Origin of the sequence: Candidatus Pantoea bituminis (assembly GCF_018842675.1) — a bacterium.
Taxonomy (GTDB): Bacteria; Pseudomonadota; Gammaproteobacteria; order Enterobacterales; family Enterobacteriaceae; genus Pantoea; species Pantoea phytostimulans.
Genome location: NZ_JAGTWO010000005.1, coordinates 468844 through 485333, shown reverse-complemented (window position 1 = coordinate 485333; position 16490 = coordinate 468844). Strand labels below are relative to the sequence as shown.

General features: G+C 51.8%; 9 protein-coding genes and 5 pseudogenes. 1 reads left to right on the top strand and 13 read right to left on the bottom strand.

Annotation, left to right across the window (positions count from 1 at the left end; translation table 11 throughout):
• Window positions 1-145 precede the first annotated feature (145 nt).
• From KQP84_RS24755 to KQP84_RS24720, 8 genes and pseudogenes are all read right to left on the bottom strand, one after another.
• Window positions 146-795, bottom strand: a pseudogene (locus tag KQP84_RS24755) (methionine ABC transporter permease).
• Window positions 779-1878, bottom strand: a pseudogene (locus KQP84_RS24750) (methionine ABC transporter ATP-binding protein). The pseudogenes KQP84_RS24755 and KQP84_RS24750 overlap by 17 nt, the downstream one beginning before the upstream one ends.
• 2 nt (window positions 1879-1880) lie before the next feature.
• Window positions 1881-2689: pseudogene (locus tag KQP84_RS24745) on the bottom strand (MetQ/NlpA family ABC transporter substrate-binding protein).
• Window positions 2686-4074, bottom strand: coding sequence for an LLM class flavin-dependent oxidoreductase (locus KQP84_RS24740; protein WP_370661512.1), 1389 nt, complete (start codon window positions 4072-4074; stop codon window positions 2686-2688). The pseudogene KQP84_RS24745 and the gene KQP84_RS24740 overlap by 4 nt, the downstream one beginning before the upstream one ends.
• Entirely contained in the window at window positions 4071-5261 is a 1191-nt protein-coding gene (locus KQP84_RS24735) for an SfnB family sulfur acquisition oxidoreductase (protein ID WP_215848695.1), read from the bottom strand. The genes KQP84_RS24740 and KQP84_RS24735 overlap by 4 nt, the downstream gene beginning before the upstream one ends.
• A 9-nt stretch (window positions 5262-5270) precedes the next feature.
• The gene (locus KQP84_RS24730; protein WP_215848694.1) at window positions 5271-6482 is read right to left on the bottom strand and encodes an SfnB family sulfur acquisition oxidoreductase; all 1212 of its coding nucleotides are present in this window, start codon (window positions 6480-6482) and stop codon (window positions 5271-5273) included.
• Between the two features lie 637 nt (window positions 6483-7119).
• Complete coding sequence (locus KQP84_RS24725) at window positions 7120-7281, bottom strand: YnfU family zinc-binding protein (protein ID WP_215848693.1); 162 nt, start codon at window positions 7279-7281, stop codon at window positions 7120-7122.
• A 178-nt stretch (window positions 7282-7459) separates the two neighbouring features.
• On the bottom strand, window positions 7460-7846 hold the full coding sequence (locus KQP84_RS24720; protein WP_215848692.1) for a cupin domain-containing protein: 387 nt from the start codon (window positions 7844-7846) through the stop codon (window positions 7460-7462).
• Window positions 7847-8214: 368 nt separating this feature from the next.
• Here KQP84_RS24720 and KQP84_RS24715 point away from each other — a divergent pair, with 368 nt between their 5' ends.
• The gene (locus KQP84_RS24715) at window positions 8215-8478 is read left to right on the top strand and encodes a hypothetical protein (RefSeq protein ID WP_215848691.1); all 264 of its coding nucleotides are present in this window, start codon (window positions 8215-8217) and stop codon (window positions 8476-8478) included.
• 272 nt (window positions 8479-8750) lie between these two features.
• Here KQP84_RS24715 and KQP84_RS24710 read toward each other — a convergent pair whose 3' ends face one another.
• From KQP84_RS24710 to KQP84_RS25710, 5 genes and pseudogenes are all read right to left on the bottom strand, one after another.
• Window positions 8751-9059 (bottom strand): hypothetical protein, encoded by a 309-nt coding sequence (locus tag KQP84_RS24710; RefSeq protein ID WP_215848690.1) that lies wholly within the window; start codon window positions 9057-9059, stop codon window positions 8751-8753.
• 151 nt (window positions 9060-9210) lie between these two features.
• Window positions 9211-10115 (bottom strand): annotated as a pseudogene (locus KQP84_RS24705) (DMT family transporter).
• A gap of 215 nt (window positions 10116-10330) precedes the next feature.
• Complete coding sequence (locus KQP84_RS25720; protein WP_252515544.1) at window positions 10331-10867, bottom strand: autotransporter outer membrane beta-barrel domain-containing protein; 537 nt, start codon at window positions 10865-10867, stop codon at window positions 10331-10333.
• A gap of 50 nt (window positions 10868-10917) precedes the next feature.
• Window positions 10918-13920, bottom strand: a pseudogene (locus KQP84_RS26480) (pectate lyase-fold domain-containing protein); the annotation flags it as partial.
• Window positions 13921-13985: 65 nt separating this feature from the next.
• A complete protein-coding gene (locus KQP84_RS25710) occupies window positions 13986-16340 on the bottom strand; it encodes a hypothetical protein (RefSeq protein ID WP_252515543.1) in 2355 nt (784 codons plus the stop codon).
• Window positions 16341-16490 lie beyond the last annotated feature (150 nt).

The window sequence follows — 16490 nt, the reverse complement described above, 5'->3', positions numbered from 1 at the left end:
TGCTGAACATGCTGAGTCGGTGGCGAGACAGTTACTGAGCATCGCACCCTCCTCTTCTACGCAAGCGGGCTCACACGAGCACATTGACTAGAAATTGCTGGAAAGGGATCACGGCTGAACGGGTAGAGTGAACAGCCCTGATCTTTTAACGATGATTAAGGCGGCGCGATAGCCTATCGCCACAAAATTGCAGCAGCGTCACTAACGCCACCAGCACCACAATCACCGTGACCATCACCTGCATATCGAAGCGTTGATAACCATAACGATAAGCCAAATCCCCAATCCTCCCGCACCAATTGCCCCCGCCATGGCCGACGCATTGATCATCGTAACCAAAGTAATGGTGAAGCCACTTACAATGCCAGGCCGCGCTTCCGGTAGCAAGACATGCCAGATGATATGCCAGCGATGGAAACCCATCGCCTGGGCCGCTTCGGTCAATCCTTTGTCCACTTCACGCAGGCTGACCTCAGCGATTCGCGCAAAAAATGGCGTCGAAGCCAGGGTTAACGGCACCACCGCCGCCCATACGCCGTAGGTCGTGCCCACGACCCAGCGGGTAAAGGGAATCAGCGCCACCATTAAAATCAGAAACGGAATGGAGCGGAATAGATTAACGACCCAACCCAAGATCCTGTTCACCATCGGGCTGGGAAACAAATCGCCGCGTCCGCTGACCACCAGAATCACCGCCATTGGCAAGCCCAACAACAGCGCCATCAACGAGGAAACACCGACCATTAATAACGTGTCCAGCAAACCATTCCACAGACGATCAATAGCCAGTGACATAACCTAATACCTCCAGCCGATCGGCAAGGTTTGCCAGTTGCAACGCTGCCGACTTCGCCTCATGTTGTGCATCCAACAGCAGCAGCATTTGCCCAGTTGGTTTGTTTTCTACCCATTCAATGGCGCTGTAAATCAGCGTGATTTCACCCGTTGCCTGCGCACCTAAAGCCCCCAGATTAGGCTGCGCACCTTCTCCGGTATAGCGCAAACGCAGTAGCAAACGGGAGTCGGCACCTTGCCGCTGCGCATTCAGCAGCGGCACAATATTTTCTGGTAGCGCCTGATGATTAGGGTTGAGTAATTGCCGAGTGGTTTCTTGCTGCGGATCGCTGTAAACCTGCCAAACCGGCCCGCGTTCAATAATTTCACCTTTATCGATGACCGCCACTTTGTGGCAGAGATCGTGTACGACATCCATTTCATGGGTGATCAACACGATGGTGATATGACGCTGCTGATTGATCTTTTTTAGCAGTGCCAAAATGGCGCGCGTGGTTTCTGGATCAAGGGCTGACGTCGCTTCGTCACACAGCAAAAGTTCGGGATCGTGTACCAGTGCCCGCGCAATGCCAACGCGCTGTTTTTGTCCGCCTGAAAGCTGGGATGGCCACGCATGCTGCCGTTCTTCCAGCCCGACCAGCGCCAGCAGTTCATCTACTTTGCGCTCGCGTTCTGCTGCGGGGATACCCGCCACTTTCATCGGCAGTGAAATGTTCTGACGCACCGTTTTTGCTGAGAGCAAATTGAAATGCTGAAAAATCATGCCGGTGCGACGTCGCCACTCCACTAGCTGTCGCTCGCTGAGCGCGCTGATGTCGATACCATCAATCACTACCTGGCCTGCAGTCGGATTTTCCAGCCGGTTCAGACAGCGGATCAGGGTCGATTTGCCTGCACCGCTGCGGCCAATGATGCCAAAAATCTCACCACGCTGGACCTTCAAGCTGATGTTATGCAGCGCATCACTTTGCTGGCCCGCATATCGTTTGCTTAAAGCCTCAATATGGACGTGAACCTTGCCGTTGGCTTCCCCCTTGGCACATGCAGCGCATCGCGCTCACCGGGCAATGTCAGGCTAACCATAATTACTGACTCCAACCCGGCTGGTAGAGTTTGCCATAGAAGCTATCGAGTTTGGCCCGCACTACTGGAGAGTGCTGATAGATATCGACAAATTTTTTCAGACGCGGATCGTCCTGATGACCGTCACGAACAACGAACTGAATGACATATTCGGGGTGTTCAAGGCCATCAAACAGCAGCGCTTTTTCCGGGTCGATGGTTTTCGCCAGGCGTAAATAGTGCGGATAGCCTTGGGCTAAATCCACTTCATCCAGCGAACGTGAAAGCTGTACTGCTTCAACTTCGATGATCTTCAGATCTTTGGGATTGCTGGCGATATCCTCCACGGTCGACTTCAGTCCAGCGCCCGGTTTCAAGGTTATCAGACCCGCTTTTTGTAACAACAACAGCCCACGCGCGCCGTTGATCGGGTCATTGGCGATAGCGACGGTTCCACCTTGTGGGATCTGATCAATAGCTGTGTGCTTTTTGGAATAAAGCCCAACGTTGTTGATGATGGCGGGTGCGTAAGGCACCAGATGGAATCCCCCTCCTGGTTGGCATTTTCCAGGAATGGCTTGTGCTGAAACAGGTTAACGTCAATATCCCCGTTTTCCACGCTGACGTTAGGCGCAGTCCAGTCGGTAAACTCCACCAACTCCACATTCAGTCCCTGTTTTTTCGCTTCCTCAACGGTGGTTTCCAATGGCGGTGCAAACGCAGCCGTGGTGCCCACTTTCAGCGGCCCGGAATAGTCAGCCGCTGATGCCGCGGCGCAGAGTGTTAACAGCGTTACGCCAAGCGCTGCCGCCAATTTTTGAGAATATTTCATTGCCTTTCCTTGAGGTTAATTGAATCAATTAAAATGGGCTGCTTGTCGCCAGCGTGCCGCCGGATGACGGTCAGGCAAACGGTCCTGTTGCTGAAAGATTTTTTGCGTAATGAACCGGGTTGATAGGCAGTTTTGTAGCGACCGCGCTGCTGAAGTTCCGGCACCACCAGATCGATAAAATCGCTGTAACTCTGCGGATTGAGAATGTGAGTCAGGTTGAAGCCGTCAATATCGCCTTCATCTATCCATTGCAACAGCGCGTCGGCCACCTGAGCCGGATCGCCAATGATTAAGGGATAGCGGCTGCCCATCGCATGCTGCTCCAACAACCGACGTCGCGTCCAGCCGCTGTAAGCTTTGCTCACCGACTCAATCGCGCGGGTATCACCGGTTTCAATCGGTGCATCTAAATCGAACGCGGCTAGATCGACGCCGATCGAGCTAGAGAAATGGGCAATACCCGCTTCCGGGCTGGCATATTCGAGATAACTGCGATATTTCTCCTGCGCTTCGCGTTCCGTCGGTGCCACAATCACGCCGACGCCCATAAAAATACGCAAATCATCAGCGCGACGCCCCGCGTCCACCGCAGCCTGACGCAGCCGTTGCGTCTGCTGACGCATGGCGTCAGGTGAACGGGCATTAACGAAAGTACATTCAGCATGACGAGCAGCAAACTGGATGCCGCGTGCAGAGGTTCCGGCCTGAAACAGCAATGGTGTGCGCTGCGGTGACGGGCTGCTGAGGTGATAACCCTCAACCTGATAGAATTCCCCCTGATGGTTAATTAGATGAATTTTGTCGGCATCGGCATACAGCCGGCGTTGGCGATCGACCACCAACGCATCATCGTGCCAGCTGCCTTCCCATAACTGATAAGTGACATCCAGAAACTCGTCAGCCTGATCGTAGCGTCGATCATGGGCCAACTGTTGTTTGTTGCCCATTGCACGGGCGGCGCTGTCCAGATAACCCGTGACGATATTCCAGCCAATACGCCCTTGGGTCAGATGATCCAGCGTCGACAGGCGACGCGCGAACGGATACGGTGCTTCGTAACTGAGATTGGCGGTAACGCCAAAACCGAGATGCTGCGTAACGCCAGCCATTGCCGACACCAGCATCAGCGGATCGTTAACCGGTAACTGAATCGACTCGCGCGCGGTGAGATCGATGCCCTGCTGATAAACGTCATACACGCCAAGAATGTCAGCGATAAAAACCCCGTCAAACAGCCCGCGTTCCAGCAGACGCGCCAAATCGATCCAGTAATTCAGAGAATTAAATTCCACTGAACGATCCTGGGGATGCGTCCACATACCGTGATGAATATGACCGACACAGTTCATCGTGAAAGCATTAAGTAAAATCTGCTTTTGACTCATATCGTGCCTCGGCGCGGCGGCAATACGCCATTAAGCAGATGATTGCCAATCGCCGGATATTTCCAGCGCACCGGATCGTGCAACGTATGGGTGCGGGCGTTGCGCCAGTGGCGGTCGAAGTTGTATTCACGCAGGCTGGAGCGAGAACCGGAAAGCTCAAACAATAAATTGCTCGCCTCCAGTGAAACCTCCGTGGTCCAGGCACGGGCTTTCGCCACCTCGACAGATGCCCAGGCGACCGTTTCCGCATTAGGCTGTTGTTGTGCGATATCTATGGCGACGCCTGCCTCTTCGATTAACGCGTCGCCTGCAGCGAGTCGTGCCGCCAGCCGGCCGGTGCGGTCAAGGGTAAGCGGGTCTTCGCTCGCGTGATCAACCCCGCTGTCAGGCCAGGGTCGGGCGCGATGACGCAGGAAATCGAGCATGTCCCTGAACGCCGCACGTGCAATGCCCTGATCGATAGCCGCATGCAGGATTTGTGCAAGTGGCCCAACGGTGGTGGGCCGTTCGAATGCGCTCTGAAACGGCACCACATCCTCAGCGGCAACGGAGACATCCTCAAATAGAACGCTGCCGCTGCCGGTCGTGCGTTGGCCAAAGCCGCTCCAGTCATCAATCACCGTGATGCCAGGCTGATGCCGTGGCACAAAGACCAATTGCTCTTTTCCCTCTGCGTCTTTTGCCGCTGTAGGAATGCGATCGGCAAACAGCGCGCCGGTGGCGTAGAACTTGCTGCCGTTAAGGCGAAGATCGAGAATCTGCGTGCTACGCTGATGCGCTGCGGGTGAACTGAACTCTGCCAACGCATTGCCCAGATGCACACCCGCCAGCACTTCGGCGTAAAGTCGTTGTTGCTGCGCCTGGCTGCCGTTAATGCGTAACACTTCCAACGCGTAAAAATGGTTTTGCGGTACCTGACCTATCGCCGCATCGGCTTCGCTGATTATTGCAATAACCGCAGCCAGCGTAGCGGTGGAAACAGCAATGCCGCCGTATTGCTTCGGCACGGTGATCGCGCCTAATCCTGATGCGAAAAGCTGCTGTAATTCTTTATGAGGTAACAGACGTTCGCGGTCACGCTCTGAGGCTCCGCTGCGAAACTGCTGTGCCAGCTGGTGCGCCACATCCAACGCCTGTTGCGCATTTTCGATGTGGGTCGCGGGCTGTTTTGGCTGAACCTGTGTCATTGCTGCTCCTTAAATCCAGGCGTGGCGCGTTGGGTAGACCGCGTTGAGGTAATAGTGACCAATAGCATGTGTTTTCCAACGCACCGGATCGTGCAAGGTGTGGGTGCGCGCATTGCGCCAATGGCGATCCAATCCATGACGTAGCAACGTGGCGCGGCTGCCGCCCCACTCCAGCAATTTTTCACTGGCGCGTAGAGCGATGTCGGTGGTCAAGACTTTGGCCTCGGCGACCGCAATGGAGGCACGCGCACTGTTTTCAACACTGAGCGCCAACGGATCGATGTTATCGAGTACCTTAGCCGCACGCTTAAGTAACGCATTGGCGGCACTCAGCTCGGTGCTAATGCGTCCGATATCGGCAAGAAGGTAAGGATCATCCGCATTGCGTTCGACATTGGCATCCACCCAAGGACGTGAACTACTGCGCACAAATTCCAGCGCATCATCCAGTGCGCCTTGCGCGATGCCTGCATCGATGGCTGCCTGAATTAGCTGAGATACCGCACCGCGCAGCGTCGGTTTTTCCGCTGATGGCAAAGGGATGATCAACGCGGGATCGACCGCAACCTGCTCCAGCCGCACCGTACCGCTGGCGGTGGTGCGCTGACCGATGCCAGACCAGTCATCGATGATCTGTACCCCTTCGGCGGGCAATGGAATAAAAGCCATTGTCGGCAGGCCGTTATCCTGGAGCGCGGTGGTGACCAGAATGTCGGCGAACAGTGCGCCGGTTGAATAGAATTTCTCGCCGGTTAACCGCAAACCTTGTTCGGTGCTCAGCAGTCGAGCCTGAACATCGCGGGTATGTCGGGTGTTCTTTTCCGGGCCGCCGTTGCCGAGCCGTTTGCCACTCACCACCGCTTGCAACAGTTTCTGCTGCTGCGCTGCGCTGCCTTCACCCAGAATGAACTGAATTAACCCAAAGTGGTTTTGCGGAATCTGTCCAAGCGACGGATCGCTGGCAGAAATCAGGCGAAACACTTCAGCCAGGGTTTGATAACTCAGCCCGCCGCCGCCAAAAGCGCGCGGTACGCTGATGCTACCTAAACCAATCCACGTGAACTGATCGAGCAGTTCACGTGGATAAATCCGTTGCTGATCGCGCGCTACTGCACCGACTTTCGCCTTTTCGGCCAAAGAACGTGCTGCCTGAATCGCCTTATCATCCTCGGTCAGCACAGCCGCCTGGATTACTTCGGGGAAATCGAAAGGGTTTGTCATGGTTTTTCCAGTTAATAAACGGAAAGTCAGGAGCGGACCGCTCATAATTCAGCGTGTTAGTTGAAATAATTATGTGACAGGGATAATAGTCAGTTCATTTAAGGCAAGTAAATAGCGCGGGTTGTTACAAATATGGGAAACGTAATTCACTTTTTAGCTATAGCATGAGCGCACTGAATCAATGTAAACCCTGACAAGGCATCATCAATGATTTATAAGATAAATTGCAGCGCGCGTTAATTCTTAATTTAATAGAATGAATAGTTTTTCTTTTTACGTTACGCACGGCCATTGCTTTAGAATTTAATTCCACTAAAAGACAGTAAGCGCTGCATTATTTATGGATGCACAGGCAAGGCTATTATATTAATTGAATGTCTCAGCGTGCAGAAACGCCTATTGATCACAGAGAGAATTATCCGGTGTCACTTGAAGCGACATATTATTCCCGAATAGGGATTAAAGGAGGATGTAACAGCATGGCGCAGAGTGATATTCACTTAAGCGTGATGAGCAAAACCCTGTAAAGCACACTCCACTGCGAAAAAATGCCGGATGAGTCAGGCGAAAAAACTTAAGGCTATTACGGATCCTTTTACTCAAAAAAACGCCTTAACCCATTGAGTGAAGGGAATATTTATTCCGTCATGATAAACAGAGATTTACAATGAGGACATAATACGGCTTGCCCACGATCTCGTTTAGTTGAAGACTGTTTAGAAAACTTCTTACACACCGGGCACTGAGAATTAACTTCATGCTGTTGTAAGTTATCAAATATTCGATTTAGCCATGTCATGATAAATTCCTCTTTGAGGTTTATTTAGCCTAACACAATCGAATTTAGTTAACTTTTATATTTACTTCCTTTCCAATTAAACTCGCTAACATCAACAGAATGTTCACTATTTACTTTTGAACACCCGCCGCTCATTCATGACCGGCAGGCAGACAGATAGAGAGTGCGGAATCAAATATTAGTACTCAGATTCCTCGCCTGGCAGAGGAATCGAGAGCTCCATACCTTCGGCACCTGCATAAAATATAATAAGATCAGTGGGTTCATTGGTTGTATAGCCGCGATGAGCAATATCGATGGACTCATTAAAGGCTTCTCCTGCATTGAAGGTTTTCGACTCACCGGAGAATTTATCCTCAACGGTAAGCGAACCCGAAACGACGAAGGCGGTATTAGGGATAGGGTGCGTATGCCACGGTAACTCAGAATGAGCCGGAATGGTCATTTTCATTAGTGTAATCTCAGGTTTTCCCGTCGGGTAGTTTTCAATCACCTGTCCGTTCCACGCTTTACCGCTATTTAATAACGTTTCACTTGTCACCGTTTTTCCTGAATCACTGCTCATATTACTATTACCCCTTAAAATTAACCCGCTGATAAACCAGCTATTCATAATGAATTTAAGCAGCTAATTATAGTCGCTAATTCTAAAAAGATTCCGCAAACTATTAATAAGGTTGATTTTTCGTTTGAATAAGGAGCTACCCAGCCTATTAACGGGGGTTGTGACGAGAGGACCAGCCAATAAATCACCACGCAGTTTCACTCAATATTTCACTGGTATCACAGTAAACCGGAGACATCTCAATTTATCTATAACGATAACATCCGCTATTAAAACCAGGTATGTTAAATCCAGTTGGCAGCGTAATGCCTCATTCAAAATCACTTTCTTTCAACAATGTTATGAGATTACTTTTACAGGGAGAGTCCATGGCTAATTATTGTTGTTTTAAAAAACAAGGCAAGCTTATTGCTCTTGAAGCAAATAAATGCAGTCATGAAAAAGCTGAGCGTGATTGTTGTGATCAACCTTTTAATGATATTGAAGCCCGCGATGCTGCTGAGGCCCTGCTGAAATTTTCAACCTTACTTCATGTAAATGAAGCGGTTAAGCCTGCATATGCTAAAGAGACAGTTTTTCATTCAGCGTTGAAGTTATTTTTTAAACGGCAAAACCTCAATAAACCCGTATGAGCAGGCTAAACGGTATTTCAGCATGCCATCATCAATTTACTGTGGAACGAATTTCACTTTGCGCATGAGTGAAATTAGAAAGGATGACGCGAAAAATCATTTCAGCCCAAAAGAAAGCGTCAACTGCACTTGCGTTGATTAAAGAGTATTCGTAGAGGTTTAGGGCAACACTGTCACTGCCTTTATAGATGAAAGTATTCAGTATGAAAAATCAGAGGCAAGCGTAGCGTTAATCAGGCTCTTTTTTGACGTTAAAAAGAGCCTGTCAAAGTTTATGCGTGATCCAGTGAATCACGATGCTGCTGGCACTTAACCAGAATATGATTTTGAAAAGTGGTTGGCATACGATTTCGCACCACCGAAGAGGATCCGATATTGTTCTCAGACTCGTAATCATCACGGGTGATTTTGAGTGTGGCACTGTTTGTAAAGGATCCCGAAGGAGAGGCACTCCGCTGTTGCACATCGAACACGTTAACCACAAAGGTGTCATCATCGATTCTGATCACATCATAACGAACCAAGCGGCTATCTGTGTTGCTGTTTATATAGTGTGTTTCAACTTCAGAGAAAATCATCATCACATCCTTCGTGTTTTACAGCGGGTAATGCTGAAGCATGGATAATATGGAAACGGGCAAGCGATGTCATTGCCCGTTGTGCGATTATTGTTTATCCAGCATGAGGAGATGAGCTAAAAGAAGGCGTGCTTAAATGAGGTCACGAGAGGGATCATCGCCTATCCTGAACCATTTCCAGACGGCGCAAACGACGCTCGCAAAGCAGTGAATAAATACCGCCGACTGCGACCAGAAAAGCGCCTGCAATCGTCGCTTCCTCTGGCAAATTACCCAGAAACAAGAACCCAATAATCACTGACCAAAGCAACGTGGTGTAATCGAAAGGCGCCAGCAAAGAAGCATCTGCATAGCGGAGGCTTAATGTCAGTAATATTTGGGTGATACCGCCAAACAGCCCGCAGCCGACCAGTAACAAAATTTCACGACCTTCTGGTATTTTCCAGCCTGCAATCACCGTGACAAGTGAAGTTAATCCCGTCATGACGGTAAACCAAAAGGCGATCGCGCCGGCCTTTTCTGACCGATTTAACGAGCGGATTTGAATCAAAGCCCCGGCGGTAAAGAGGGCCGCCAGCAGTGCCAGAAACACGCCGGTAGAAGAACCGACATTCAAGGCGTTATCTGTCAGTGAAAGGTGCCCGGAAAGCATGATAACGATACCGCTAAATCCCGCCACCACTGCCAGCCAGCGGTGAGCGCGCACCTTTTCTCGTAATATTATTGCTGCAAGCAGAACCGTAAACAGCGGGGCCGCGTAATTGATTGCGGTGGCATCGGTAAGCGAAATGTAGAGCAGCGCTAAATAGCTTAAATACATGCTGCAGGTTCCGGCAAGTCCGCGGATAAAGTGTCCCCGCACATTGGCGGTTTTAATCCCTTCTCGCACGCTGCCCTGCACCTTCAGCCAGAGTATTAATGGCAGCATCGCAAAGCAGGAGCGAAAAATATCACCTCGCCTACCGGGATCGTTCCATCCAGCGCTTTTACACAGGCAAGCATCAGCGTTGAACTGAGCGCAGCCATAATTTTCATTGATATACCGGTTGCAACACTCATTCAGCATGCGATCCAATGCGGGTTTAAAGCAGATTTATGCTGCCTTTTGTCATCAAAAGCCTATCAGAATCTGTCAGTCACCCTGCGCTGAAGTTGAAGGGTTAATCAGCAGATAGTTTTGTTTCAAACCGATGGCCATTCGCGCCGCGCCATTGATAACCCTCTCTAAACGCAATAAAAAAGGCACCAAACGGTGCCTTTGATATTTTAACGGCTCAAAATGACCAGCGAACACCGGCGTTATAACGCCAGCCTTTAGCGCCATTTCCGTCAATCTCTTTACGGTAATCTGCCTCGGCATAGAACGAAACATCACGCTTCAACGATGCCGATCCGCCAATGCCTACATCCCACATCTGCCCGAACTTTCCGCTGTCAAAGTTTTGATTGATGTCGCTGCCGGTTGAACCGATGTTCACTTTCGCCGTTCCACCCCAGCCGCGAAAATAGTTCGCACGCAGGTACGGTGTATAGAGACGCTTGCTGTCGTCCTGCCAGGTGCGAGCGAGGCGTGCGCCTAGTCGGCCAATGGTTTGATCATAATCATCATAAGAAACGCGGGTGCGATCGCTGTCGGTAAAGTTTTCCATGTTTAAACGCAGCCAGGTTAGCTGTGCCTGCGGTTCGAATCGTATGCCGTGAGCAAACTCAAAAGGATAGCCCGATTCCAGCGACGCGGCCCACCCTTGCCTTTTGGCGACGCCACCTCTTTCTGCCGCGCGATATCCGTTTCGCCGCGATACCAGCTCCATGCCAGTGAACCATCAACATAGAAACCGCTGTCACGTTGCCAGGTTCCATATAAAGCCAGGCTGTCGCTGTCGAAAGAGGTTGAGCTATAGCCATCAGCAGCATGTGGACGAATACGTGTGTTACCGCGCGTATAGGCGATGCCGCCGCGCAGGCTATCTTGTGCGCCATCTAACCTCAACAGGTTGCCGCCGAGCTGCACGGCACTGTAATCGAGGTCAAAATCATAGCCGTAATCACTGAATCCACGGTTGCTTTGGTATTCCAGGTTTGAGCCGATATAGCGGATAAACATTTCACCGCCCAGTGCATCCGGATTGTTTTGCTGATAGCGCAGCTCCCCAAGGCGTTTATGCAGATCGTCGGTTATAGCGAGTGTGTAATACGCCAAACCAACCGGGGCTGAAATGTAAGAAGGCACCTGCGGCGTGACAGCCGGACGCGCTGCCACCTTACCACTACCCGCTTGTGGCTGGCAGAGCGAGCCATCTTCACAGACAAAAGTATTGGCGAGGCGATAATCCCAGAACGCGTTACCGCTACCGCTGACTTCTCGCTGGCTGGCGTCGCTGCTGCCCGGCGCGAAACTATACACACTGTATTGCCACGGTCCCGATGCGACATAGCCCTGCTTTAAGGCAAAACTCGTGCGACTGGCGCTACCTGAAACCTGCGCCAGTGAAATACCCTCCGTTGCAGTGATTATGCTGTCGCCGTTGGTATCCGCCACCGTGCCGCCAATAAGCGTATCGTCGATATACGTGGTGCCGCTGACGTTACCATTAACACGCAACGCATCACTTTGCGTGTTAAACGAGTTGAGCCGCAGGCTACCGCCGTTTGAGACTAATTCGCCATCAAGGGTCAAGGTGTTATTGGCGACGTTAGCGCCGTTGGTTAAATCCAGCGTACCGGCGTTATTCACCACCAAAGAATCATCGGTTGCGCCCTGCAACAGTGGATTAACCCCATCACCCACAAACAGCGTTGAGCCGCTGTCGATATTGATGGTGCTGTGTGCCAGCTTGATGTTGTCCGTTAACGTCCATTGCGTGTTGTAGAAATTCAAGGTGCTCCAACCTGCACCGAGATTGGTGCCTTTGCTCAGGTCGTCATTGGAGAACGAACCACCGCGCGCAGTAATTTCACTTAAATTAAGCGTGCTGCCCGCGCCGCCCTGAGTCGTGATATGGCGTGTGTCTGCCAGGCTGACCTTTTCTATAGTGGCGGAATTATTCGTGCCGTTGCCCATCGTCAAGCTGCCGTTGATCGTGCCGCCGGTCAGGAGCAGGGAATCACGCCCATTACCCGTATCCACATCGCCCAGTACCTTGCCGTCCAGAAGTGCAATGAGATCATCCGTCGCGCCGCCGGCGATGACCACAGTTTCGGGATTGGGTGCAGTGATGGTGCCTTCATTGATGAATACCGTTTCACCTCCACGCAGGTCGATGATCGGAGAACGCAAACTCAAAGAGGAGATTGAGCCCTGATTGATCACTTCGCTGGCAGTACGGGTGACAATCGCCGAGCCGCCATTAGCGGCCTGAATGTCAATCGAGCCTTGTGTCACCACCCTGCCGCTGGTGTTAGCCTGCACGCCGGTTCCCTCGCCGGGAACAACGATGGAATAGCCTTGCCCAATCAGCAAATCATTGCTGGTGGTGGAACCGTCCTCATTAGCAAACAGATAACCGGTGCCGCCGCTGCCTACGTTAATTAACGCGCTGCCGTCAGGATCGAAGGAGGTTGCCGAGCGAATAGCGGCACCGCGTCCACTTTCCAGCCGAACGTTTTGCAGAAAAATCGAGGCGGTTTCCGCACGGTTGTTAATTGCGCTTCCGCTGCCGTAGGCTCCAAGAATAATGTCATTGGCTTCAAATCGCTGCGCGCCGCTGTCAAGCAACAAACCGTCAGCGCTGCCGTTGGCGCTCAGCGTGCTGCTGCCTTGCCCATCGCCGTAGATTTTTAACTCTGCGCCACTGCCGACCCGCAGCGCAGCGATGCCGTCATCAACCCGTAATTCGCTGTCCATGGGCACGTATTGACCATAACCGCTGCTGACATCAACGCCGATACCTGAAGCCACATGCACGCTGCCGCGGTTGATAAAGTTACCGCCATCGTGAACCCGAGCGCCGGTGCTGTCAGGCCCGGTCAAATCTACCCGTCCTTGATACTGGTTGAATAACCTTGCAGCGTTGCTGACGTCAAAAGCGGTGATATTTTCGCCGCCGCCCACAATGTCAGAGGCCGCATAAACGGTTGATTCATTGCCGACGCTGACCACAGCAGTGCTGTTGCGGCCATTAAGCGTGATGGGATTAGTGACAACGCCTTCCGCGTTATCGCTAACGCGCACGGCCGTTGCACCATTGCCGGTAACAGTAAACACGTCGGTACCAAAGATGTTTGTGCCTAAGCCGGAAGCGACGATCCCCGTGCTATTGGCTCCGCTTAACGTGACATTCGCGGCTCTGAAGGTTGAGAAGAAGGCCCCCGCGCTGATGCGATAAAGCGTGGATCCTTCAGTACTGACGTCCGTTGTGCCGCCGCCGCTGAACAACCTGGAACCGATATCCATGGCTTGATACGCAGTTTGGTTGGGACTGTGGAATACCACACGACTGTCGGGGCCAAGGTTGAGCGTTGCCCCTAGCACAGCTTGAGCCCCTATCACATCGTCACCGTACAGATTGATGATCCCGTTCTGATTAATGCGTGATAGTGGGTAATACGCTACTGCGCCGTAGGTTGGCGACACCAGGATGCTCTCTCCCGCACTCACGTTTAGCGTTCCGCTGTTATTGATCACAGAAGGCGTAATCCCGTCACCGTCTAACGGATAGTTATAGGCATAAAGCCCGGTACCACCGCGCGTGACGCTGATGTCGCCGCTGTTCGTCACGGTTGCGCCAGAGTACGCTTCAATACCGTAGGTTCCCTGACCAGTAAAAGTGATGTTACCGGTATTGACCAGTTGTGCCTGGTTCCATGCCTGTAGGCCGGTTTGCCAGTCAGCGCTACCGCGTATATCGGCATGGTTAACCAGCAAGGTATTAGCAACCGGCGGCGCATCGGGATCGCTGTATTCGCCGAGCAGATTACGTGTTTTGCCGTCTACTGCTGCCGCTCTTGCTGTTTCCCCACCATATTAAATGTGGTGTTCGCGTCAATAGTGCCTTGAGCGCCGCCTTCGACCAGCACGCCGGTTGCGATCTGACCAACATTGAATGTCGCACCGTTAGTGTTAATTGTCGTGCCTTTGCCGCTGCCCATTACGCCAATTGCCGAAAAGTCGTCGGGCGTGAGTGTCAGGCTGTGACCATCAAAATCTGCGCCATCCTGGTAGCGGAAAAGTACGGAAGACCAGCCTGGCGTTGTAAAGCTGCTGTTGGCGGGCAAATTGATTTTGGCGTCTGGGCCGAGGGCATAGAAGGTGATCTGATATTGACCGCTGCTCTGTTGAGGCAAAGCGTTTGACGTTACGTTGACTGTGGCATCGCCTTCGGCGCGGATGCCAATGACCGAGTCGCCATTAAGGTTGATCGGCCCGCTGAGATCCGCTTTAGCCTGGCCGCCCGGTTCCCCTTTTACCCAAACGGCGGTATCGAAAGTACCGTCATAGACATTAACGTGGGCGTTGACGTTTATCGTGCCGGTAGAGAACGCGCTGGCGCGGTTGCCCTCGTTGGCTATGACTTTAATTGCTGTGGTGCTGTCACCGTTGACGTTGATGGTGCCGGTATTACCCACCCGCCCGCTGCTGCCGGAATCGACCACCAGCATGCCGACGTTCTCGGCTGGCTGAGACTCTGCGCGCCCGTTGAGGTCAATCACACCATTATTGAGCGCCAGCGCGTCAGGCCCGAATCTAACGCGCATGCCGACGGCATTCTGTACCTTAGAACCCAGCACGATACGACCATTATTGATTGCGCTGGCATTCAGAATTTGATCAATACCGAACACGCCGTCGTTCAGATACACCTCGACATCTTGTGTTGCGTCTGTTTTACGGTTCTGCGGGGTGCGGCCAATATACAGGGTGCCATCCTCTGTATTGATAAAACTCCCTTCACCGCTGAAACTCACCCCTGCCGCACTGCTGCCGTTACCAACATTAGCCACGCCAACATTGATATTACCGTGGTTAATGGCATGGCCGTTGCCGAGCCAAATCGCCGAACTGCCTCCCGATACGGGCGCATCACTAAGGGCAAAGTTGATTACGCCATTATTGGTAAACTGGCTGCCATAAGAGGACGCGACAACTTTTCCGATATAGCCCAGCGTGCGGTTATCCACCCCTTCGCCGTTGGCATTATTGAAGAAGCCACCGTTGATCACCCCATTATTAACCCCTATGCTGCCGTTGATCAGCTCCAGCGCCTTGCTTTCTGACTGTACCGGTCCGCTGCTGGCAAGTTTTCCATTAATTATCGCGCGCGCCCCGTTGCTGGCGCGCATCACTGCGGTGCTGTTGTTTTTGACTTCAAGGGTTTTACCGCGATTGATTTTCACACTGGCATTCGGGCCATCGGCGCTCAGCACCACCTGATCACCTAAAGGCTGTGCGACTTCATCATCAAGGTTATTGGTGCTCATGCGGTAAACCACGCTGCCTTCGCGCAGTGCATAGGCTTTACTGAATTCGGGATTGTAATCTTCCGCCCTGAGATTGGCGCTTCTGAGTTGCAAAACCAGCCAGTCATTATAATTTCTTAGTTCGGTGCTGTTAGTGACATTGAAGGCGTTCACCGCGCCATCTTTGGTGGTTACGGTAAAAGCACCGCCATAATCCACCACGTTACCCACGTTATAAGCGAGCCGATCGCCACTGTAAGGCGGGGTTGCCGCGGTAAACGTGATGCGGTTATTTGCGTCCCAGTTCAGGTGTCCCTGCTTCTTAGCGGTAAAGAGTTCGCTCTGCTTAGCCGCCATCGACCAACGATTGGTGCTGGCGCTGCTCGCGGCGCCTTGCTTGCCAATAGCGATATTGAGCGTGCCATTGCTTACGGCGGCGACCCGCGCATTAATATATTGGCCATCTTTCACATCGTAATAATCAGGGACCTGCGCAGCGCCACTCACGCTAAGCAGATCGTTAAACGCAAACGTGTCGTACACATCATAATATGTTGAGGTGTGCGCTTCGAAATCGGGGATGCGGACAGTGAAATTTTGCAGTCCCAAATCGAGCCGTTTTTCACCGATCAGATTGTCGTTAATAATGCGGCCCGTGTTTTGCAACTCACCCAGCGTGATGCGAGTTGCACCACTTACGCCCGGCGCAAACTGCGGTAAACCGCTTAGGGTTTGTGTCGTGCCGTTACACAGGCAATAGACACCAGCCTTATTATCGTTAAATTCAGGGGTATAAGGTTTGAGTAATGCAGCAGAAGCATTGAGTATCGGAAATAACAGACCTTGCGCAGCAACAAGGCTCAAAAACAGAGGATTTAATTTAAACACAATGTTTTCCTCATCAGAGAAAAGACAAAGCCTGCTTAACGTTAGGCGTTATATTTCAGGCGGAGTTTTATGAATAAATTGTTTTCGAAATGATAACGTTTGAAATAGGGTGAAATGAATCACAGCACTTTGTTGCACTAACGTCCAGCA